The sequence below is a fragment of the Micromonospora sp. DT43 genome (assembly GCF_049841645.1).
Taxonomy (GTDB): domain Bacteria; phylum Actinomycetota; class Actinomycetes; order Mycobacteriales; family Micromonosporaceae; genus Micromonospora.
Genome location: NZ_JBNCKR010000003.1, coordinates 296850 through 316257, shown reverse-complemented (window position 1 = coordinate 316257; position 19408 = coordinate 296850). Strand labels below are relative to the sequence as shown.

At 71.4% G+C, this 19408-nt stretch carries 18 protein-coding genes; 7 read left to right on the top strand and 11 right to left on the bottom strand.

Annotated features, from left to right (window positions below; translation table 11 throughout):
* Positions 1–297 precede the first annotated feature (297 nt).
* Both ctaD and ACLQ26_RS09230 read right to left on the bottom strand, forming a co-directional pair.
* Positions 298–2055: an aa3-type cytochrome oxidase subunit I gene (gene ctaD, locus ACLQ26_RS09235; protein ID WP_363679022.1), complete on the bottom strand. Its 1758-nt coding sequence runs from the start codon at positions 2053–2055 to the stop codon at positions 298–300.
* Positions 2056–2184: 129 nt separating this feature from the next.
* Positions 2185–3291, bottom strand: a complete 1107-nt coding sequence (locus ACLQ26_RS09230; RefSeq protein WP_425744039.1) for an FAD-dependent monooxygenase — start codon at positions 3289–3291, stop codon at positions 2185–2187.
* Between the two features lie 300 nt (positions 3292–3591).
* Here ACLQ26_RS09230 and ACLQ26_RS09225 point away from each other — a divergent pair, with 300 nt between their 5' ends.
* Positions 3592–4713, top strand: coding sequence for a GH12 family glycosyl hydrolase domain-containing protein (locus ACLQ26_RS09225; RefSeq protein ID WP_425744038.1), 1122 nt, complete (start codon positions 3592–3594; stop codon positions 4711–4713).
* A 162-nt stretch (positions 4714–4875) separates the two neighbouring features.
* Here ACLQ26_RS09225 and ACLQ26_RS09220 read toward each other — a convergent pair whose 3' ends face one another.
* From ACLQ26_RS09220 to ACLQ26_RS09210, 3 genes are all read right to left on the bottom strand, one after another.
* On the bottom strand, positions 4876–5841 hold the full coding sequence (locus tag ACLQ26_RS09220) for an N-acetylmuramoyl-L-alanine amidase (RefSeq protein ID WP_425744037.1): 966 nt from the start codon (positions 5839–5841) through the stop codon (positions 4876–4878).
* Positions 5841–5996, bottom strand: coding sequence for a hypothetical protein (locus ACLQ26_RS09215; protein WP_425744036.1), 156 nt, complete (start codon positions 5994–5996; stop codon positions 5841–5843). The genes ACLQ26_RS09220 and ACLQ26_RS09215 overlap by 1 nt, the downstream gene beginning before the upstream one ends.
* A gap of 125 nt (positions 5997–6121) precedes the next feature.
* Positions 6122–6910, bottom strand: coding sequence for an aldo/keto reductase (locus ACLQ26_RS09210; protein WP_425744035.1), 789 nt, complete (start codon positions 6908–6910; stop codon positions 6122–6124).
* Positions 6911–7004: 94 nt separating this feature from the next.
* Here ACLQ26_RS09210 and ACLQ26_RS09205 point away from each other — a divergent pair, with 94 nt between their 5' ends.
* Together ACLQ26_RS09205 and ACLQ26_RS09200 are read left to right on the top strand one after the other, a co-directional pair.
* Positions 7005–8054 carry a DNA polymerase ligase N-terminal domain-containing protein gene (locus ACLQ26_RS09205; protein WP_425744034.1) on the top strand — a complete coding sequence of 350 codons (1050 nt, stop codon included), beginning with the start codon at positions 7005–7007 and terminating at the stop codon, positions 8052–8054.
* A gap of 14 nt (positions 8055–8068) precedes the next feature.
* Positions 8069–9259: a threonine synthase gene (locus ACLQ26_RS09200; protein ID WP_425744033.1), complete on the top strand. Its 1191-nt coding sequence runs from the start codon at positions 8069–8071 to the stop codon at positions 9257–9259.
* 29 nt (positions 9260–9288) lie between these two features.
* Here the strand turns inward: ACLQ26_RS09200 and ACLQ26_RS09195 are convergent, their stop codons facing one another.
* Both ACLQ26_RS09195 and ACLQ26_RS09190 read right to left on the bottom strand, forming a co-directional pair.
* Entirely contained in the window at positions 9289–11085 is a 1797-nt protein-coding gene (locus ACLQ26_RS09195) for a glycoside hydrolase family 15 protein (RefSeq protein WP_425744032.1), read from the bottom strand.
* 42 nt (positions 11086–11127) lie between these two features.
* A complete protein-coding gene (locus tag ACLQ26_RS09190) occupies positions 11128–11520 on the bottom strand; it encodes a cupin domain-containing protein (protein WP_363678998.1) in 393 nt (130 codons plus the stop codon).
* A 316-nt stretch (positions 11521–11836) separates the two neighbouring features.
* On the opposite strand from ACLQ26_RS09190, the gene ACLQ26_RS09185 reads away from it, so the two are divergent.
* Positions 11837–12907: a beta family protein gene (locus ACLQ26_RS09185; protein ID WP_425744031.1), complete on the top strand. Its 1071-nt coding sequence runs from the start codon at positions 11837–11839 to the stop codon at positions 12905–12907.
* 28 nt (positions 12908–12935) lie between these two features.
* Here ACLQ26_RS09185 and ACLQ26_RS09180 read toward each other — a convergent pair whose 3' ends face one another.
* Positions 12936–13217, bottom strand: a complete 282-nt coding sequence (locus ACLQ26_RS09180; RefSeq protein ID WP_363678994.1) for an adhesin — start codon at positions 13215–13217, stop codon at positions 12936–12938.
* A gap of 275 nt (positions 13218–13492) precedes the next feature.
* Between ACLQ26_RS09180 and ACLQ26_RS09175 the strand changes: the two genes are divergently transcribed.
* Both ACLQ26_RS09175 and dacB read left to right on the top strand, forming a co-directional pair.
* Positions 13493–14209 carry an MIP/aquaporin family protein gene (locus ACLQ26_RS09175; RefSeq protein ID WP_425744030.1) on the top strand — a complete coding sequence of 239 codons (717 nt, stop codon included), beginning with the start codon at positions 13493–13495 and terminating at the stop codon, positions 14207–14209.
* A gap of 67 nt (positions 14210–14276) precedes the next feature.
* On the top strand, positions 14277–15869 hold the full coding sequence (gene dacB / locus ACLQ26_RS09170; RefSeq protein WP_425744029.1) for a D-alanyl-D-alanine carboxypeptidase/D-alanyl-D-alanine endopeptidase: 1593 nt from the start codon (positions 14277–14279) through the stop codon (positions 15867–15869).
* Positions 15870–15879: 10 nt separating this feature from the next.
* On the opposite strand, the gene ACLQ26_RS09165 is transcribed toward dacB, so the two are convergent.
* The 3 genes from ACLQ26_RS09165 to ACLQ26_RS09155 all read right to left on the bottom strand — a co-directional run bounded on the left by ACLQ26_RS09165 (position 15880) and on the right by ACLQ26_RS09155 (position 18044).
* Positions 15880–16209: a hypothetical protein gene (locus ACLQ26_RS09165; RefSeq protein WP_425744028.1), complete on the bottom strand. Its 330-nt coding sequence runs from the start codon at positions 16207–16209 to the stop codon at positions 15880–15882.
* Positions 16210–16308: 99 nt separating this feature from the next.
* Complete coding sequence (locus ACLQ26_RS09160) at positions 16309–17271, bottom strand: hypothetical protein (protein ID WP_425744027.1); 963 nt, start codon at positions 17269–17271, stop codon at positions 16309–16311.
* A 179-nt stretch (positions 17272–17450) separates the two neighbouring features.
* The gene (locus tag ACLQ26_RS09155; RefSeq protein WP_425744026.1) at positions 17451–18044 is read right to left on the bottom strand and encodes a pentapeptide repeat-containing protein; all 594 of its coding nucleotides are present in this window, start codon (positions 18042–18044) and stop codon (positions 17451–17453) included.
* Positions 18045–18140: 96 nt separating this feature from the next.
* Between ACLQ26_RS09155 and ACLQ26_RS09150 the strand changes: the two genes are divergently transcribed.
* The gene (locus tag ACLQ26_RS09150) at positions 18141–19373 is read left to right on the top strand and encodes a serine hydrolase domain-containing protein (RefSeq protein ID WP_425744025.1); all 1233 of its coding nucleotides are present in this window, start codon (positions 18141–18143) and stop codon (positions 19371–19373) included.
* Positions 19374–19408 lie beyond the last annotated feature (35 nt).

Below are 19408 nucleotides of genomic sequence, written 5' to 3'. Positions count from 1 at the left end.
AGCCCGAGCGACGGAACCGGGTCGAACGACCGGACCGGCCAAGCCACCCCACCGGCCGAAGCGCCCGACCTACGATGCGGCCCCACCACGTGATGCGGCCCCACCACGTGATGCGGCCCCACCACGTGAAGCGGCCTGACCGCGTGAAGCGGCCTGACCGCGTGAACCGATTGGGCAGGCGACGGCGTTTGGCCGAGCCGCCTGAGACGAGGGTGGGCGTGGGCTGGACATGGCGACGGGCGCCGCTCCCGGGTGTCCCGGGGGCGGCGCCCGTCGTACTGCTGAGCGGGTCGAGCGTCAGTGCCTGTCGATGTCGCTGGCGGTGTCCTCGCTGTAGCGAGCGCCACCGTCCGACTCACTGGTGAGCGGCTTGGAGCCACCCTCCGGCGGGCCGGCCAGGGTCTGACCGGCGGCCAGCTCCGGGAACTTCATGTCGAACGCCGGCCGCTCCGAACGGATGCGGGGCATCCGGTCGAAGTTGCGCAGCGGCGGCGGGCTGCTGGTCGCCCACTCCAGCGAGTTGCCGTGACCCCAGGGGTCGTTCACCTCGACCACGGGGCCGGTCTTGTACGACTTCCAGCAGTTGTAGATGAACGGCAGCGTGGAGATACCGGTGATGAACGCGCCGATCGTGGAGATCGTGTTCAGCGTGGTGAAGCCGTCGCCGGGCAGGTAGTCGGCGTACCGACGGGGCATGCCCTCGGCGCCGAGCCAGTGCTGCACCAGGAAGGTGGTGTGGAAACCGATCATGGTGAGCCAGAAGTGCACCTTGCCCAGGCGCTCGTCGAGCATCCGGCCGAACATCTTCGGGAACCAGAAGTAGATGCCCGCGAAGACCGCGAACACGATGGTGCCGAAGAGCACGTAGTGGAAGTGCGCCACCACGAAGTACGAGTCCGACACGTGGAAGTCGAGCGGCGGGCTGGCCAGCAGCACACCGGTGAGACCGCCGAAGAGGAAGGTGACCAGGAAGCCGACCGCCCACAGCATGGGCGTCTCGAAGCTGATCTGGCCCCGCCACATGGTGCCGATCCAGTTGAAGAACTTCATGCCGGTCGGCACGGCGATCAGGTAGCTCAGGAAGCTGAAGAACGGCAGCAGGACCTGGCCGGTGGCGAACATGTGGTGCGCCCAGACGCTCATGGAGAGCGCGGCGATCGCGACGGTCGCGGCGACCAGACCCTTGTAGCCGAAGATCGGCTTGCGGGAGAAGACCGGGATGATCTCGCTGATGATGCCGAAGAACGGCAGCGCCACGATGTAGACCTCGGGGTGCCCGAAGAACCAGAACAGGTGCTGCCAGAGCATCGGTCCACCGGTCGCCGCGTCGTACACGTGGGCGCCGAGGATGCGGTCCGCAGCGAGCGCGAACAGCGCGGCGGCCAGCAGGGGGAAGACCAGGATCACCAGCAGGCTGGTGACCAGGATGTTCCACGTGAAGATCGGCATCCGGAACATGGTCATGCCGGGCGCACGCAGGGTGAGCACCGTGGTGATCATGTTCACCGCACCGAGGATGGTGCCCAGGCCGGAGATGGCCAGACCCATGATCCACATGTTGGCGCCGACGCCGGGCGAGTGCTCGACGCTGCTCAGCGGCGCGTACGCGAACCAGCCGAAGTCGGCGGCGCCGCCCGGGGTGAGGAAGCCTGCCGTCGCAATCGTGCCGCCGAACAGGTACAGCCAGTAGGCGAAGCTGTTCAGGCGGGGGAAGGAAACGTCGGGCGCGCCGATCTGGATCGGCACGATGTAGTTCGCGAAGGCGAACACGATCGGCGTCGCGAAGAACAGCAGCATGATCGTGCCGTGCATCGTGAAGAGCTGGTTGTACTGCTCGGGCGACAGGAACTGCAGCCCGGGTCGGGCCAGCTCAGCCCGCATGACCAGGGCCATCAGGCCGCCGATCAAGAAGAACGCGAACGCGGTGACCATGTACATGATCCCGATCTGCTTCGCGTCCGTGGTACGCAGCAGCCGCGCGATGGCCGACCCCTTGACCGGCTCCCGGACCGGCCAGGGCCGGGTCACGACCGGCTTGGGTGCGACGGTGGTCACGAGTGGCCTCCGGTTCTCGGTTGTCCCGCTCGGCACACGCTGTTATCTGCGGGCCGTCATCCGCAAGGAGGATAGTCCTCGGCAGGTCGCAGCGCCGCGTGGGGTGGCGTGACACGATCTACTACGGGCCTACAGCGGGCCGACCAGCAACCGGTAGTGCTCCCCGAAGATGCGTCCGCCGCGTCCGCGCAGCAGCGGGTCGCGCAGCGCCGGCGGCACGTCCCTGGTGCGGTTGCGGTCGCGGGTCCGGTCGGCCACCCAGCGGGTACGCGGGCGACGACGACTCTCGTACGCCACGAGGGCCGCCTCCACGCTCCCGGCGGCGCGCAGCGACTCGGCCAGCACCACGGCGTCCTCCAGGGCCATCGCGGCACCCTGGGACAGGGTCGGCGCGGTGGCGTGCGCGGCATCGCCGACCAGCAGCACCCGCCCCCGGTACCAGCGACCCAACTCGACCTCGTCGGTGATCCCGGCGTGCACCCGGTCCAGCATCTCCAGCACCTCGGGCACCGGGCCCCGGTAGTCGGCGAAGAGTTCGCGCAGCCGGGCCAGCGGATCGGCGGGCGGCTCGGTGCCTGCTTCGTCGGCGTAGCAGTGCAGCCGCCCCTCCCCTATCGGCACCAGCAGCAGGCCGGAGCGCTGCCCGAGCAGGGCGGTCCAGTCGGTGACGGGCGGGCCGTCGCGCAGGACGGCGCGGTAGACGACGTGCCCGGCCGGGCGGGGCGGCCCGCCGAGCGCGGCCAGGGCCCGGACCGACGAACGTGGCCCGTCGGCGCCGATGACCAGGTCGTACTCGGTGCTGGTGCCGTCGGTGAAGGTGACCCCTACCGCGCGCGACAGCAGGTCGAGGGTGCGGACCTCGGCGCCGTGTCGGACGGCGCCGCCGGCGCCGCTGAGCAGCACCCGGTGCAGGTCTGCCCGGGGCAGCGCCCGGCACTCGCCGACGCCGGACCAGAGGGCGTCGAGGTCCACCTCGCAGAGGGGCAGCCCGGCGGCGTCGAAGAAGCGCTGCCGGCGGATCACCTGCCCGAGAGGCCGGACCGGGTCGTGCAGGTCCAGCCGGTGCAGCGCGCGGGCGGCGTTGCCCGGCAGGTAGAGGCCGGTCTCGGTCGACTCCCCCGGGGGCAGCTTGTCGGTGACGTCCGGCCGGAAGCCCGCCAGGCGCAGGGCCCGGGCCACGGCCAGGCCGGCGATGCCCGCGCCGACGATGAGAATGCGCAGGGGGGAGCCTGCCATGGTGGTGTACGCCTCCGGAGGGGGAGCGGCACGCGTCGGAGGCAACACGCTACTCGGAGCGATCGGCGCACACCAGAGCCCGTTCGGCCCGCCGGAGGCGCTCGTCGGCGGTTCGCGCCGCTTAGCTGGCCGCCGTTCGACGCCCGTTCGGCGGCAGGATGGCAATCCTCACAATTCACCAGTTTGACGCGGGCGGTTGCGCACCAGTTTCAGGCATGTAAATGTGTCGTTGAGCGTGGGAGCGCTCCCGCACCACCCCACCACATCCGGCGCCCGGCACGCGCCGAGTCAAGGAGCGTCATGAAACGTCAAATTCGGGCCCTGGCCGCCGCCGGGCTGCTGGTCGCCAGCTCACTCGTCGCCGTGGCCCTCGGCGGCAACGCCTCCGCCGACACCCAGATCTGCGAACAGTACGGCTCGACGGTCGTCGGGGGCCGCTACGTCGTGCAGAACAACCGCTGGGGCACCACCGCCCAGCAGTGCATCAACGCCACAAGCAACGGCTTCGAGATCACCACCCTGAACGGCAGCAGCCCCACCAACGGCGCGCCCACGGCGTACCCCTCGATTTTCTTCGGTTGTCACTACACCAACTGCTCCCCCGGCACGAACCTGCCGATTCAGGTGAGCCAGATCAGCAGCGCCACCAGCAGCATCTCCTACCGGTACGTCAGCGGCGCCACCTACAACGCGTCGTACGATATCTGGCTGGACCCGTCGCCCAAGCGGGACGGTGTCAACCAGATGGAGATCATGATCTGGCTCAACCGCCAGGGTTCGATCCAGCCCATCGGCTCGGTGGTCGGCACGACCAACCTGGCCGGCCGCACCTGGGAGGTCTGGCGGGGCAGCAACGGCTCCAACAACGTCATCTCGTACGTCGCGCAGTCGGCGACCTCCAGCCTGAACTTCAGCGTGCTGGACTTCATCAACGACACCCGCAACCGGGGCGCGATCAGCAACTCCTGGTACCTGACCAGCATTCAGGCTGGCTTCGAGCCGTGGCAGGGCGGCGTGGGTCTCGCGGTGACCTCGTTCTCGGCAAACGTCAACGGTGGCGGCACCCCGCCGACCAACCCGACCACCCCGCCGCCGAGCGGTGGCGCCCGGTGCGCGGTGAAGTACACGGCGAACGCGTGGAACAACGGCTTCACCGCGGACGTGCAGATCACCAACACCGGGTCCAGCACGCTCAACGGCTGGACGCTCACCTACAGCCTGCCCGGCGGGCAGCAGGTCACCAACGCCTGGAACGCCACGGTGAGCCAGAGCGGGTCGGCGGTGACCGCCCGCAACGTCAGCCACAACGGCTCGGTCGCACCCGGCGGCACGGCCAGCTTCGGCTACCAGGGGACGCTGAGCGGGTCGTACTCGTCCCCGAGCAGCTTTGCGCTCAACGGGACGACCTGCTCCCGCTCCTGAGCACGCGGTGGGGGCGCGACCGTCCGGTCGCGCCCCCACAACTTGGGCTTGATCCACTCGGGTTCCTTGAAGTCGGGGCATCCTCGCACGTGGGACACCCCGACTTCCAGGGATTCGAGTCGATCAAGCCGAGGCTGGCGCGTCAGGGTGGATCAGGGCGCGTCAGAGCCGGGTGAGGCGTACGGCGTCGGCGATGACCAGGCCCGTCGCGTTGCTCCAGCGGCTCACCGCGACCCGGTTGGCGTCCCCCGCCGGCAGCGCGAACGTGCCCAGGACCCGCCACTGTCCGCCGGTCACCCGCTGGTCCACGTACACCGTCTTGTTGCCGGTGGTGGTGGCGACGATGTACGGGGTGGCGCTGTTGTAGCCGCTGTTCGTCGGCCACCAGGCCTCGACCCGGTAGTTGCCGGTTGCCGGCACGTTGAACCGGTACCAGGCGGGGTCGCTGGCGGCGAGCGGGTCGGCGTACCGGTAGTCGGCGCCGTACCGCTGGCTGGAGAACGTCGAGACGCCCCAGTTCGCGCTGGCGGTGAACCGGCCGGAGGTCGTGTTGTCCACGGTGGACGACCATGCCGTACCACCGCCGGCCATCTTCGCCGCCACGTCGGCGCGCATCACGTTCAGGTCGATGAAGGACGGGTCGATCTTGCCGGTGGTGCTGGTTTCCCGGTGCCCCCGGGCGTAGCTGCTGTCCCGGCCGAGCCGGGTGAGTACGGCGGCGGTGGCGGCGATCGACGCGGTGTACTGCGCGGTGGTCATCTGCTGGTCGACACCGTTGTAGTCGATCTCCCACCCGATCATGAGGGTGTTGCCGTCGCCGGCGGGGATGGGGCCGCTACCGCCGCTGACCCCGGCGTGGTTGCAGCGGCCCGCGGAGATGACGTGGAAGACGCCGTTGTAGTCGACGAGCGCCTGACAGAGCGGGCCGGCCAGGTCGGAGCGGCCGTTGATGCAGATGCCGAGCGCCGGGTGCGGGTTGCTGGCGCTGGAGGTCGAGGCGGTGTGGTGCCAGAGCACCCCGATCGGGTCGAAGGAGCCGGGCCGCATCCGGTTGAGCCAGTCGCCCTCGACGACGACCTGGACCCCGGCGCCGCGCAGCACGTCCACGAGCCACGGAACAGTCGCCATCAGGCGTCCCGCAGCAGGTCGGCCAGGCACTCGGCCTTCGGGGCGGCGTTCGCCGGGGCCGGTCGGACGGCGAGAGTGGTAAGCGCGGCGGCCACCAGGGCGGGGATGCCGAGCACCCCACGGCGACGCAGACGGACGGACGGGGATCGGGCCATGGCGGTCCTCCAGCGGCGAGGGGTTCACACGCATCGACGCACGTGATGACGGCACGCTATACCGTCATGAGCGTCGATGTCGATAGCCTTCACTTTCGAGTCACGCCGTGAAGGATTCCGCCGGTTCAGACGTCGCCGAGCGCGTCGATGTCGCGCATCTCCTCCGCCGTCAACGAGAAGTGGAAGACGTCGAAGTTTGCGCTGATCCGCTCCGGGGTCACCGACTTCGGAATCACCACGATCTCGTGGTCGATGTGCCACCGCAGCACCACCTGCGCCGGCGAGACCCCGTGCGCCGCCGCGATCCTGGTCAGCACCGGATCGCTGAGGTCGCTGGTCTTGAACGGGCTGTACCCCTCCAGCACCACTCCCCGGTCCCGGTGCTCGGCGTGCCGCTGCCTGTCGTACAGCGCGGGGCTCCACCGGATCTGGTTGACCGCCGGGTTCTCCTCCGTCGACTGGATCAACTCGTCGATCTCGCCCGTGCTGTAGTTGCTGACCCCGACGGCCCGGGTCAGGTTCTCGTCCCGGGCGGCAAGCAACTCACGCCACAGCGGGATGCTGTCCGCCGGCGACGAGGGCGGCCAGTGGATCAACCAGAGGTCCACCTGGTCGACGCCGAGCGCCTCCAGGCTGGCCTGCAACGTCTCGCGCTCCCGGCCCAACCGGTCCGGCGGGAGCTTGGTGGTGATGAAGACGTCCTCGCGACGCAGCCCGCTCTCCTGGACCGCCCGGCCGACCTCCCGCTCGTTGCCGTACATGGTGGCGGTGTCGAGGTGCCGGTAGCCGGTGTCGAGCGCGGCCAGCACCGCGTCGTAACCCGCCTGGCCGGTGGCCTGCCAGGTGCCGAAGCCGAGCAGAGGCATCCGCACGTCACCCGGGAGCAGGGCGGTGGGCTGGTCGCTGAGGTCCATGAGGTCCGTTCTACCCCGCCGCGCCCCCGGACGCCGAGCGAACCGGACACTCCGGTGGTCAGCGCAATGGGCCGGTTTGCCGGAGAATGCCGGTGTGACGGATCGGCTGGAGGAGTACCGGCGTCGGCGCGACGCGGCCCGTACGCCCGAGCCCGTGCCGGAACGCGGGCCCACGGCGACGGGGCCCGACGAGGGCGCCGGGCGCTTCGTCATCCAGCAGCACCACGCCCGCAGCCTGCACTGGGACCTGCGGCTGGAGCACGAGGGCGTGCTCGCGTCCTGGGCGGTACCCCGGGGTCTGCCCCGCGACCCGGGCCGCAACCATCTCGCCGTGCACACCGAGGATCACCCGATGGAGTACCTGGACTTCTCCGGTGAGATCCCCGCCGGCGAGTACGGGGGCGGTCGGATGGTCATCCACGACCGGGGCACGTACCGCTGCGAGAAGTGGCGCGACGACGAGGTCATCGTGACGCTCTCCGGCGACCGCACCGCCGGCCGCTACGCGCTGTTCGCCACCGGTGGTCGGGACTGGATGATCCGCCGCACCGATCCCCCGCCGCCGGGTTGGACGCCGATGCCCGAGCTGGTCCGCCCGATGCACACCACGCCCGCCGCCGGGCTGCCCGGCGACCACGACGCGTGGGGGTACGAGCTGCGCTGGGACGGGGTCCGGGCGATGGCGTACGCCGCCGGCGGGCGGTTGCGGCTGCTCTCCGAGACCGACGAGGAGATCACCGACGGCTACCCGTGGCTGCGCGCGCTGGCCGAGGCGCTGGCGCCCACCGAGGCGGTGCTCGACGGCGTGCTCGTCCGCGTCGACGGCTCCGGCCGGGTGCGCCCCGCGCGTCCCGCCAGCGGTGGCCGGGTTCCGGCCGGGGCGGCGTACCTGGTCGTCGACCTGCTGTGGTTGGAGGGCGTGAGCAGCGTCGACGTCCCGTACGCGCAACGCCGGGAACTGCTCGATGGACTGGCGTTGGCCGGTACGCACTGGCAGACTCCGCCGTGGTTTCCCGGTGCCGGCAACGAGGCCCTGAGCACCGGACGGGAGCAGGGGCTGCCCGGGGTGGTCGCCAAGCGGCTGGACTCGGTCTACGAGCCGGGCCGGCGCAGCCGACGGTGGCTGAGCATCGACGCGGCCTGACGGCGAGGAGCGACGTGTACCTGACCCACCTGGACTGCCCACGCTGCGGCCTGGAGTACGCCGCCGACAAGCTACAGAACCTCTGCGAGTGCGGCTCACCACTGCTGGCCCGCTACGACCTGCCGGCGGTGGCGAAGGCGGTCACCCCGGAGCGTTTCGGCCTGCGCCCGGCCGACCTGTGGCGGTACCGGGAGCTGCTGCCCGTCGCCGATCCCCGGCACGTCACCACGCTCGGTGAGGGCTGGACGCCGCTGCTGCGCACCCCGTCGTACGGCGCGGAGATCGGCATCGCGGACCTGATGGTCAAGGACGAGGGGTTGATCCCGACCGGCTCGTTCAAGGCGCGCGGCGCGGCGGTCGGCGTGAGTCGGGCTCGCGAGTTGGGCGTCGAGCGGATCGCGATGCCCACCAACGGCAACGCCGGTTCGGCGTGGGCGACGTACGCGGCACGCGCCGGGATGGGCGCCACAATCGTGATGCCGCTGGCGGCACCGACGATCTGCCGCCGCGAGTGCGTGGCCGCCGGAGCCGACCTGCGCCTGGTGGATGGACTGATCAGCGACGCGGGCCGCCGGGTGGCCGAGCTGATCGCCGAGTCCGATGGGGCGATCTTCGACGCCGGCACGCTGCGCGAGCCCTACCGGCTGGAGGGCAAGAAGACGATGGGGTACGAGATCGTCGAGCAGCTCGGCTGGCAGGTGCCCGACGTGATCATCTATCCGACGGGTGGCGGGGTCGGTCTGATCGGCATCCACAAGGCGCTGCACGAGATGCGCGAGTTGGGCTGGGTCGGCGACAAGCTGCCCCGGCTGGTGGCGGTGCAGTCGACCGGGTGCGCGCCGATCGTGCGGGCCTTCGCCGCCGGCGAGTCCCGGGCCCGGCCGTGGGAGGACGCGCACACGGTGGCGTTCGGTATCACCGTGCCGTCCCCGTTGGGCGACGAGCTGATCCTCGCCGCGCTGCGGGCGTCCGCCGGCACCGCGGTCGCCGTCGACGACGCCGAGATCCTGGCCGACCTGCGCGACTTCGCGGCCCGCGAGGGTCTGCTGCTCTGCCCGGAGGGCGCGGCCTGCCTGACCGCGGCGCGGCAGCTGCGCGCCGGTGGCTGGATCCGCGCCGGGGAACGGGTGGTGGTGCTCAACACCGGCGCGGGGCTGAAGTATCCGGAGACGGTCGACGTCTCCGGCGTACCCGTGCTGGCCTGAGCGGTAGTCGCCGGCTTCCGGCGGGCCGGTCAGAAACTCTCCGGTTCGGTCAGCCGCCAGGCCGCGTTGATCAGCCCGATGTGCGACAGCGCCTGGGGCGTGTTGCCGAGCTGCGCGCCGGTGGTCAGGTCGATCTGCTCGCTGAACAGCCCCACGTCGTTGGCGTTGCCCACCACCCGTTCGAACAGCTCCTCGGCCCGGCGCTGCTCACCCGCCATCACCAGGCACTCCACCAGCCAGAACGAGCACAGCAGGAACCCGGCCGGGTCGGTCGTCCACCGCCGGACCAGCCCGTCGTCCGTGCCCAGCTCCCGCTCCACCACGGCGATCGTCGACCGCATACGCGGATCGGTGGCCGGCAGGAAGTGCGCCACCGGCAGCGCCAGCACCGAGGCGTCCAGCTCCGGCGAGCCGAACGCGCCTGTGAACGCGCCGATCCGGTCGTTCCACCCCTCGCGCAGCACCGCCGCGCGGATCTCGTCGCGTACGCCGGCCCAGCGACGCGGGTCGGCCCGATCACCGAGCCGGTCGGCGAGCCCCACCGCGCGGTCCATTGCCAGCCAGCAGGAGACCTTCGAGGAGAGGTAGTGCCGCTCCTCGTCCCGGGTCTCCCACATGCCCCGGTCGGGCAGATGCCAGGTCGAGGCGACCTGCTCGGTCAGTCCGAGCACCATCTCCCGCAGCTCCTCCTCGAACGGGGCGCCGAGGTAGTCGCGCAGCCTCCACACCGCCGACATCACCTCACCCGGCACGTCGAGCTGCCGCTGCCGCCAGGCGTCGTTGCCGATCCGTACCGGGCGACTGTCGAGGTATCCGCGTATGTGATGACAGTGGTGCTCGGAGACGTCACGTTCACCCTCCACGCCGAAGACCACAGGCACCGGCTCGTCGCCGACCCGGCCGATCGACCGGGCCACCCAGGCGAACAGCCGCGACGTCTCGTCCGGGCAGGCAGCCACCCAGAGCGCGCGCATGGTCAGCGAGAAGTCCCGCAGCCAGGAGTAGCGGTAGTCGTAGTTGCGATCGCCGCCGATCCGCTCCGGCAACGAGGTGGTCAGGGCCGCGATCACCGCCCCGCTGCGGGCGTACGTGAGGCCGCCCAGCACCGTCGCGCTGTGCCGGACCAGCTCGGGGTAGCGGCCGGAGTACCCGTGCGTCTCGCGGAACGCCTCCCACGCCCGCGTCGTCTCGGCGAGGGCGGCGAGCGGGTCCAGCCGGACGGGCGGCGTCCCGTATGTCTGCCCGAACGCCACGTCCATCCCGACGACCTGGCCGGTGGAGATCTCGAACTCGTGGGTCACCCGGTCCCGACCGGCCCGCAGCGGCAGGTCTCCGGCGCGCAGCACCAGCACCACCGGGCCGGCGCCGGCCAGCACCCCGCCGCCGGGCTGCTCGTGCAGGTACGGCGTGAGCAGCCCGTCCTCCGGGCGGGGGGCGAAGTCCAGCGCCATCCGGACCCGCCCGGACAGGCCCTCGACCACCCGGATGAGCACGGCGGGCGAGTTCTTGCCAAGGTCGTGGGCGCGGGCGCCGATCTCGGCTGCGAGCGCGTCCGTCACCGCCACGCTGCCGTGCGGGGTGTGATGCACTGTGCGCAGCACAAGCGTGTCAGGCCGGTACGCACGCTCAACCCGGTAGCCGGGGCCGCCGGCGCCGACAGGTGCCAACCGGAAGTGCCCCCCGTTCGGGTCGAGCAGCCGCCCGAACACCGAGGCGCTGTCGAACCGCTGCGGGCACCACCAGTCGATCGACCCGTCCCTGCTGACAAGCGCGCCGGAGCGGGAGTCCGACAGGAATGCGTAGTCGGAGATCGGCGGCTGCTGCACCCGCGGGGCGTACCCGCTTCGGCCCGGATCAGGCCGCCGCCGTCAGGCGGTCGGCGGCTCGTCCTCGCCGGCCTCCTCGGCCCTGTCGGCCTCCTCCTTCGTGTGGTGCACGGCCTGGTCGGCGTGCTCGGGAGGCCCGTAGACGGTGTAGAGCACCAGCGGGTTCGGGCCGGTGTTGACGAAGTTGTGCTTCGTTCCGGACGGCACGACGACCAGGTCGCCCGCGACGACCTCCTTCGTGGCCCCGGCGACCCGGGCCTCGCCCGTCCCGCTGACGAAGGTCAGGATCTGGTCGATCCCCTCGTGCACCTCCTCGCCGATCTCCCCGCCCGGCGGAATGGTCATGATCACCAGCTGGGTGTGCTCGCCGGTCCACAGCACCCGCCGGAAGTCCGGGCTCTTCTCGGCGACTGTCGCGATAGTGAAATGCTCCATGGCCTGCTCATACCCCGTTCGGTCGCGCGTCACGCCGGGACTGGCAGATGGTGGAATTCAACACGGTCGGCAGGTTTGGATCCGCGCCGAGCGGGGATCGACAAACCCAGACCGGCGCGAGTGGCCGGTCGAGCCAGGTCCCCGCCGGCGTACCGCCGAACGGCTGCGGTGGTGGGAGACGGCCAGAGCGCGGCGACGTTCCGACCACTGTCGAAGCGGCGCCGTGCGCTCTTTTCGGTCGCCGAACCGACAGCCGGGCAGCGGATTGTCGACCCGAAACCTGTGGACGTATGCGAATGCCTGACTACATTGAGGTATGGTGCCCGCCTCCGGGGGCCGGGCGGCGGAACCTGTCTACCGCCCCATCCTCGCCAGCCGCCGACGCGGCGAGCTGGAAGCGTTGAACCACCTCGACCCCGCGGTCGCCCCGCTGCTCGCCCCGATCCTGGAAATCAGCGCCGTCGATCGCTCCACCACTGACGCTCTGCGCCGGCTGCCGGTCGGCCTGTTACCGGCCGTCGACGTCACCGCCCTGCCTGACTCGACCGACACGGAGCTGGCCGGGTGGGGCGTACCGCTGATGCCCGTCATCGGACTCGCGGAGGGTGACCGGCGGCTGGTCGCGCACGGAACGGCGGCCCGGGCGTATGCGCGGGGGGCAATGGTCCGGCTGCGCGCCGCGCACGACCGGGCGGGGCCGGACGCGGACACGACAGCCGTCGAGCGGATCTGGCGACTCACCGGCCTCGCGCCGGAGGAGTGCGACCTGCTGGTGGACGCCGGCGACGTGTGCTGCCCGGCGGACGTGCGGGTGGCCGAGCCGCGGGTACGCCGGCTGCTGGACTGGGCCCGTCGCCACGCCTGGCGCTCGGCGACAGTGGCGGCCGGAGGTATGCCGCCGACGCTGTCCCGGCTGCCCGTGGACGAGCCGGTCCGGCTGGAGCGCTGGGACTGGCAACTCTGGCGGCGGCTGGCCGACATCGGGGTGGACTACGGCGACTACGGTGTCGGGCCGGCGCTGTCGGACTCCGGCGATCCCGGCGACCGGATGCCCACCGTGCGGTACACCGCCGACGACTGTTGGTGGGTCTACCGCTGGTCACGGCGGGGCGGCCGGGGGGACGACCGCTTCGCCGACCTGTGCCGCACGCTGGTGGGGGCGCCGCACTGGTCGAGCGCCGGGGCGGCCTTCTCCTGGGGCGACCACGAGTTGCAGCGCCGCGCCCGCCGGGGCGCCGGCGCTGGGTCGATCCTCAGCTGGACGGCGTGGAGCACGTCGCACCACCTGGCACACGTGCTCGCCGCGCTGTCCCGACCGGACGACGCCACCGGGCCCGGGTGGAACCCCCGGTCGGGCCCGCCGCAGCGAGGGCGATCGCTGCGGTGAGAACCGCCCAGAAAGCGCTGCTCGGCGGCTACTGCTGCTCGGTGAACCCGAACTGGATGATTCCCTCGTCGTCGACTGTGGCGTCCACCGAGGCGTCGCCCAGCAGTTCGGCGGCGTCCGGGTCGAGGAAGATCCGGGCGCCCTGGTTGTCGACGACGTGATCGCCCTGCGCCGGCTCGGGCACCAGTTCCACGGTGAGCGATCCGGCGTCGGCGTCGGCGGCGATCCGCACACCACCGTCCTCGGCCACGTCCTGCTGGTTGGCGAGGTCACGGATGACGAGCACGGCGTTGTCGGTCATGGTGAGCATTTGCGGAACTCCTCGTGGATTCTCGGCTCGCGGTCGGTTGCCGCGCAGACCGGACAGTCGGCCCGCGTACGAGCGCGCGTGGGAGGCGACGGGAGGGATGGACGGTCATCGCCGTCGCATCGAATCGGGGCAACTGACGGGCCCCGTCCCTTCCCACGGTGCCCGCTACCAGGCGATCCGTCAAATAGAGCCGGATCAGTCGGGCGCGGGGGCAGGGCCCGCCCGGCCCCCGGATTCCCCCACCGTTTTGCCCGAATTATCCTTACGCTGAGTGCATGGATGACGCTCGTCGTGCTGGCGCCGAGTTCCTCGGCACCCTGCTGCTGGTGTTCTTCGGCGTGGGCGCGGCCGTCGCCGCGCGGATCCAGGGTGGCGTGGTGGTCGTCGCGCTGGCCTTCGGGTTCGTCATGCTGGCCCTCGTCTACACGATCGGCCCCCTCTCGGGCAGTCACGTCAACCCGGCGGTGACGCTCGGCGTGCTGCTGTCCGGCAAGATCACGCTGATCGGCGCGGTGGCCTACTGGATCGCCCAGTTCGTCGGCGCGACAGTGGCCGGCTTCCTGCTCTGGGCGCTGACCCGCTGGGGTGACGTGGCGGACCAGACCGGGGCGCTGGGCTCGAACGGGTACGGCGCGCACATCAACCGGGGCGGCGCCGCCGTGCTGGAAATCGTGCTGACCTTCCTCTTCGTCCTGGTCGTCCTGGTCGTGACGAGCCGCAGCGAGAATCCGGGCGTCGCGGGGGTCGCCATCGGGCTGGCCCTGGCCGCCACCCAACTGGTCGGCGTGACGCTTACCGGCGCGGCGGTCAACCCGGCTCGCGCCTTCGGGCCGGCTGTCTTCCAGGGTGGCACCGCTCTTCGCCAACTCTGGGTGTTCATCGTCTTCCCGCTGCTCGGCGGAGCTCTCGCCGCGTTGGTGGCACCACTGGTAATGGGCGCGCAACGGCACTACTGGGGTGGGCACGACAGGTCGGTCGGCAGACCGAAGTAGACGCCGGCGGCAATAACCTTCGACCGAGGCTCTTTTCTGGCGATTACCTCCGTGACAGCATCGGCGCATGCATCGTCGTCTCTTTCCGCGCGCTGCCGCGCTGCTCGCGCTGGCCGTCACCGCGGCCGCCGTCGGCGCGTCCGGCGCCACCGCCGAGTCGCCCACCCCCGCGACGACCCAACTGCGCGCCACCATCGACACGATCCTCGCCGACAGCCGGCTGGCCGGCGCGCAGACATCGGTGGTCGTCGTCGACACCGACACCGGGCAGACCCTCTACGACCGCAACGGCGACCGGCGGCTGGTCCCGGCGTCCAACACCAAGCTGCTGACCTCGACCGCGGCCCTGGAGTTGCTCGGCCCCGGGCACCATTTCAGCACCGACGTCCACACCACAGGCAAGCGCCGCGCCGGGCTGCTCTCCGGCAACCTCTACCTGCGCGGCGGCGGTGACCCGACCATGCTCGCGGCCGACTACGACGCCCTGGCCGCGCAGGTCGCCGCCGACGGCGTCCGGGTCGTCACCGGCAACCTGGTCGCCGACGACACCCGCTACGACCACACCCGGCTGGGCCCCGACTGGACCTGGGACGACGAGCCCTACTACTACGCCGCGCAGGTCTCCGCGCTCACCGTCGCGCCGGACACCGACTACGACGCGGGCACCGTGATCGTGCACGCCGCGCCGGCCGACCGGGCCGGCGCCAAGCCGGTGGTCAGCACCACGCCGTCGACCGGGTATGTCCACATCGACAATCGTGCCGAGACGGTGAGCGAGGGCGACACCTCGATCTCCATCGAGCGCGAGCACGGCGGCAACACGATAGTGGTGACCGGCCAGATCGCCGTCGGCGACGAGCCCGCCAGCGACTGGGTGACCGTCTGGGAGCCCACCGGCTACGCGGCCGAGGTCTTCCGGGCGGCGCTACGCCGGCACGGCGTACGGGTGCTCGGCCGGACAGTGCTCGGCGAACCCACCCCGGAGGCCGCCCAGCAGGTGGCGCGACACGACTCGATGAGCCTCGGCGAGCTGATGACGCCGTTTCTCAAGCTCTCGAACAACGGGCACGCCGAGGTCCTGACCAAGGAGATCGGTCGGGTGCTGTCCGGCGCGGGCACCTGGTCCGCCGGCCTCACGGCGATAAGCGAGTACGTCGCCGACACCGGGATGGACACCGAGACGCTGCGCCAGCGCGACGGTTCGGGATTGTCCCGCCGCAATCTGGTGCCGGCGACGGAGTTCGTCGACCTCCTGGCCGCCGTGCGGGCCGAGCCCTGGTTCGCCACCTGGTACGCGGCGCTGCCCATCGCCGGGCAGCCGGAACGGTTCGTCGGTGGCACGCTGCGCAGCCGCATGGCCGGCACCCCGGCGGCGGGAAACGTGCACGCGAAGACCGGCAGCCTCACCGGCGTCTCCGCACTGTCCGGCTACGTCACCAGCGCGGACGGCCACCTGCTGGCGTTCTCCATCCTGCTGAACAACTACCTGACGGCGTCGGTCAAGCCGCTGGAGGACCAGATCGCCGTGGCGCTGGCCGGCCATCGGGAGGACGCCGCGAGCGCGGCACGGGTCGCACAGGTCGCGCCACCCGCGGTGCCGGAGACGCCGCGTACGCCGGAGGGCGTCGAGTGCTCCTGGGTCAAGCCGATCACCTGCTGAACGGGGGGCGTCAGGCCGGACGGTCAGGTGTGCGGATCACCGCCGTGGGATCGCCGCGCTCGATGAGCGCGGCGATCTCGGCGGCCCGCAGTCCGCGCAGCGCCAGCACTCGGGTGCCCCATCGGTGCAGCCGGCACGGGTGTGGGCTGGCGTCGTTGCGGCAGACCACCCCGCCGGACCAGCGCCGTGGTGCGTGCACCACCACCGCACGCACCGCGAACTGGGCGTCCTCGCCCGTCACGTACGGCGGCAGAGGAATGTCGCGGAGCGCCTCGCCGGGCAGGTCGTCGGCGCCGGAGGAGACGACGGGACGGACGCGGTGGGCGGTACTGCTGCTCATCTGCGTTTCCTCCACAGTGGAAGGTGAGACGGGGACAGCAGAAAGTTACGTTGCTGTCGACCGAGTGCGACGGACAAACTGTCCCGCACCCCGCCCGGCTCAGCGCAGCGCGACGGCCTGGAGCCCGACGTTGCCGCAGTGCTCGGTGAAGACCTTCTCGACGGTCCAGGTCAGCACCAGCCGGGCGTCCTTCGGCAGCTCGAACCGGATGGTGAACACCGCGCTCTGGCTGGTGTACGGGTCCTCCAGGCGTACGGTGCTGACCGGCCCGCCGGTGGACAGCCGCGCGTCCAGCCGACCCCGGGCCATCCAGATCCCGGCATAGAGCTGGACGGTACGCGGCGCCCCGCTGCCGACGACCGCCAGCGTGAAACCGTTGCCCGCACCACAGGTGTAGACACCGTTGGAACTGCCACTGTCGAACCGCTCGGGCGCGCCGTCGGACCAGCGGACGACCTCCTGGTTGCCGTCCCAGCCGATCCGGTTGCCCCTCCCACCCGCGTCGACGATCTCGCCGGAGCCGGAGCGCTTGCGGACGGTCGAGGTGCCGCCGCGCAGGCCCCAGTGCATCCAGTCGCGGGCGCCCACGGTGGTGAGGTCGACCTCGGCGGGCACCTCGGCGCGGCTCACCGACAGGAGCGACGCCCCCGGCTTCCTCGGCGGCGGGGCGGGCGTGCTCGTCGACGGAGTCGGTTCGGGCGAGGGCGGCCGTTCCCGGGGGCGCAGGCCGGGCAGCGCCGGGCCGGTGTCGGTGGCGTGCCCGTCGGCAGCCGGGAAGGCCGTCGGTCGAGTGGCCCCGGCGGGTACGCCACCCGCGCCACCGACCGGGCCATCCGATTCCGGGCCGGACCGCGTGCCGAGGTACGCGACGAGCAGCCCGAGGCAGACGAGCGCGCCGAGCCCTTCCAACGCCCAGCGCCGCCGCTGTCGGGTGCGGGCGAGCCGGCGCAGCGTGCGGCCGTTCAGCCCGGTGGCGACTGTGCGCGGCCGGTGCGACGCCGGTCGCCCGGTCGGCTCGTCGCCGGCCCGCGCACCATCCCGCGTACGGTCCTCGTCCGCCACCGACCCCTCCACTCCGCCGCCACGGCACGCGACGGATCGACCGTCCACTGTGGGCCGCTCAGGTTCGCACCGGCGTGGTCGACACGCTAAATCGGGACAGGCTGGCCTGTCCAGTCCGGATCGGGACGGTATGGGACGTCCGACGGTCCCGTGGCAGATCGACGGACGGCGAGCCCGTGTCAGCCGATCCGGAAGCCGAGCGCCTGCGCGATGACGAGAGCCTGCTCGGCGTCGACAATGGCGCCGGCCCGTTCGACAGACGTCGGGTCCAGCGCCGTGAGATCGCTGCGCCGTAGGTCAGCACCGCCCAGACGGCAGTTGTGCAGTTGCGCGCCGGAGAGGTCGACGCCGGTCACCGTGGCGCCGGTGAGGTTGGCGCCGGTCAGGTCGGCCTCGCGCATCCGCACGCCGCTCAGCCAGACGGCGCGCAGGTCCGCGCCGGGCAGCGCGACGAACGACCAGTCGCCGCCGTCGACCCGCAGCGGGCGGAGCTCGCACTGGACGAAGGTGCTCCCGACCAGCTTGCAGCCTGTGAACTCGGCCTCGAAGAAGTTGCACCGCCGGAAGACACAGCGGGTGAACGCCGAGTCGAGGTGCCGGGACGCGTTGAACTGCACGTTACCGAACGTGCAGCCGGTGAAGACCGCGCCACGGGTCACCGCCTCGGTCAGGTCCACGTCGAAGAACTCGCACGCCACGAACTGGCGGTCGGTCAGCTCCTCGGCGTACCAGTCCTCGTGGCGGAAGGTCACATCCTCGGTCAACTCCGGCATCCGGCCAGGCTAGTGCCGCCCACCGACGCCCTCGGGGCGGCCCGCGGGTGGCGGCCCCCTTCCGGTGGTGGCGTACCGGCGAGTAGGTTCGGCGACGTGAGTGTGGCTCGGAGCAGGGACCCGGATCAGATCGGCTTCGACCCGGCGCGGCTGGCGCGGATCGACGACCACTTCGGCAGGTACGTCGACGACGGCCGGTTGGCGGGCTGGCAGGTGGTGGTCACCCGGGGCGGCGAGGTGGCGCACTCCTCGACGTACGGCCTGGCCGACCGCGAGTCGGGCACCCCTGTCGAGGCCGACACGCTCTGGCGGATCTACTCGATGACCAAGCCGGTCACCTCGGTCGCCGCCATGATGCTGTGGGAGGAGGGCCGCTTCGAGCTGACCGACGAGATCAGCCGCTGGCTGCCCGAGTTCGCCGACCTGCGGGTCTACTCGAAGGGCTCGGCGCTCAAGCCGTACACAGTGCCGGCGACCGAACCGATCCGGGTCTGGCACCTGCTCACCCACACTGCCGGCCTGACGTACGGCTTCATTCAGACCTCGGTGGTCGACGGGCTGTACCGGGCGGCCGGCTACGACCTGTACCCGCCGGCGGACGTCGACCTGGCGGGCGCCTGCGCGGCCTTCGGCGAGCTGCCCCTGCTCTTCCAGCCCGGCACGGCGTGGGGCTACTCGGTCGCCACGGACGTGCTCGGCCGGCTGGTCGAGGTGGTCTCCGGGCAGAGCCTGGACGCCTTCTTCGCCGAGAAGATCTTCGGCCCGCTGGGCATGACTGACACCCGCTGGTGGGTCGAGGGGGACGAGGCCGAGCGGCTGGCCGCGCTCTACGCACCGGATCCCCGCAGCGGCCGGGCGGTCCGCTACGACCGGCTCGGCGCGCTCGCGCACCAGAAGCCCGGCCTGCTCTCCGGCGGCGGTGGCCTGATCTCCAGCGCCGCCGACTACCACCGGTTCACCCAGATGCTGCTGGGCGGCGGCGAGCTGGACGGCGTACGCCTGCTCGGGCCGCGCACGGTGCGTTTCATGACCCGCAACCACCTGCCCGGCGGGCAGGATCTGGGCACCCTGTCCACAGGCGGCTTCGCCGAGACCACCTTCGACGGGATCGGCTTCGGTCTCGGCTTCGCGGTGGTCGAGGACCCGATCCCGAGCCGGATGCCGAGCAGCGTCGGCGAGTACTACTGGGGTGGGGTCGCCAGCACGGCCTTCTGGGTGGACCCGGCGGAGGAGATCACCGCGCTGCTGTTCACCCAGCTCATGCCGTCGAGCACGTACCCGCTGCGCTCCCAGCTGCGCCAGCTCGTCTACGCCGCCCTCGTCGAGTGACCGGGATCGCCGTTCCGCCGACGGGTGGGCGGGCC

Excerpts from the sequence above, each read along its gene's own strand:
- ACLQ26_RS09215 (WP_425744036.1), bottom strand. The coding sequence starts at position 5,996 with ATGGCCCGATCCCCGTCCGTCCGTCTGCGTCGCCGTGGGGTGCTCGGC.
- dacB (WP_425744029.1), top strand. The coding sequence starts at position 14,277 with ATGCATCGTCGTCTCTTTCCGCGCGCTGCCGCGCTGCTCGCGCTGGCC.
- ACLQ26_RS09210 (WP_425744035.1), bottom strand. The coding sequence starts at position 6,910 with ATGGACCTCAGCGACCAGCCCACCGCCCTGCTCCCGGGTGACGTGCGG.
- ACLQ26_RS09175 (WP_425744030.1), top strand. The coding sequence starts at position 13,493 with ATGGATGACGCTCGTCGTGCTGGCGCCGAGTTCCTCGGCACCCTGCTG.
- ACLQ26_RS09155 (WP_425744026.1), bottom strand. The coding sequence starts at position 18,044 with ATGCCGGAGTTGACCGAGGATGTGACCTTCCGCCACGAGGACTGGTAC.
- ACLQ26_RS09180 (WP_363678994.1), bottom strand. The coding sequence starts at position 13,217 with ATGCTCACCATGACCGACAACGCCGTGCTCGTCATCCGTGACCTCGCC.
- ACLQ26_RS09165 (WP_425744028.1), bottom strand. The coding sequence starts at position 16,209 with ATGAGCAGCAGTACCGCCCACCGCGTCCGTCCCGTCGTCTCCTCCGGC.
- ACLQ26_RS09185 (WP_425744031.1), top strand. The coding sequence starts at position 11,837 with ATGGTGCCCGCCTCCGGGGGCCGGGCGGCGGAACCTGTCTACCGCCCC.
- ACLQ26_RS09220 (WP_425744037.1), bottom strand. The coding sequence starts at position 5,841 with ATGGCGACTGTTCCGTGGCTCGTGGACGTGCTGCGCGGCGCCGGGGTC.
- ACLQ26_RS09225 (WP_425744038.1), top strand. The coding sequence starts at position 3,592 with ATGAAACGTCAAATTCGGGCCCTGGCCGCCGCCGGGCTGCTGGTCGCC.
- ACLQ26_RS09230 (WP_425744039.1), bottom strand. The coding sequence starts at position 3,291 with ATGGCAGGCTCCCCCCTGCGCATTCTCATCGTCGGCGCGGGCATCGCC.
- ACLQ26_RS09190 (WP_363678998.1), bottom strand. The coding sequence starts at position 11,520 with ATGGAGCATTTCACTATCGCGACAGTCGCCGAGAAGAGCCCGGACTTC.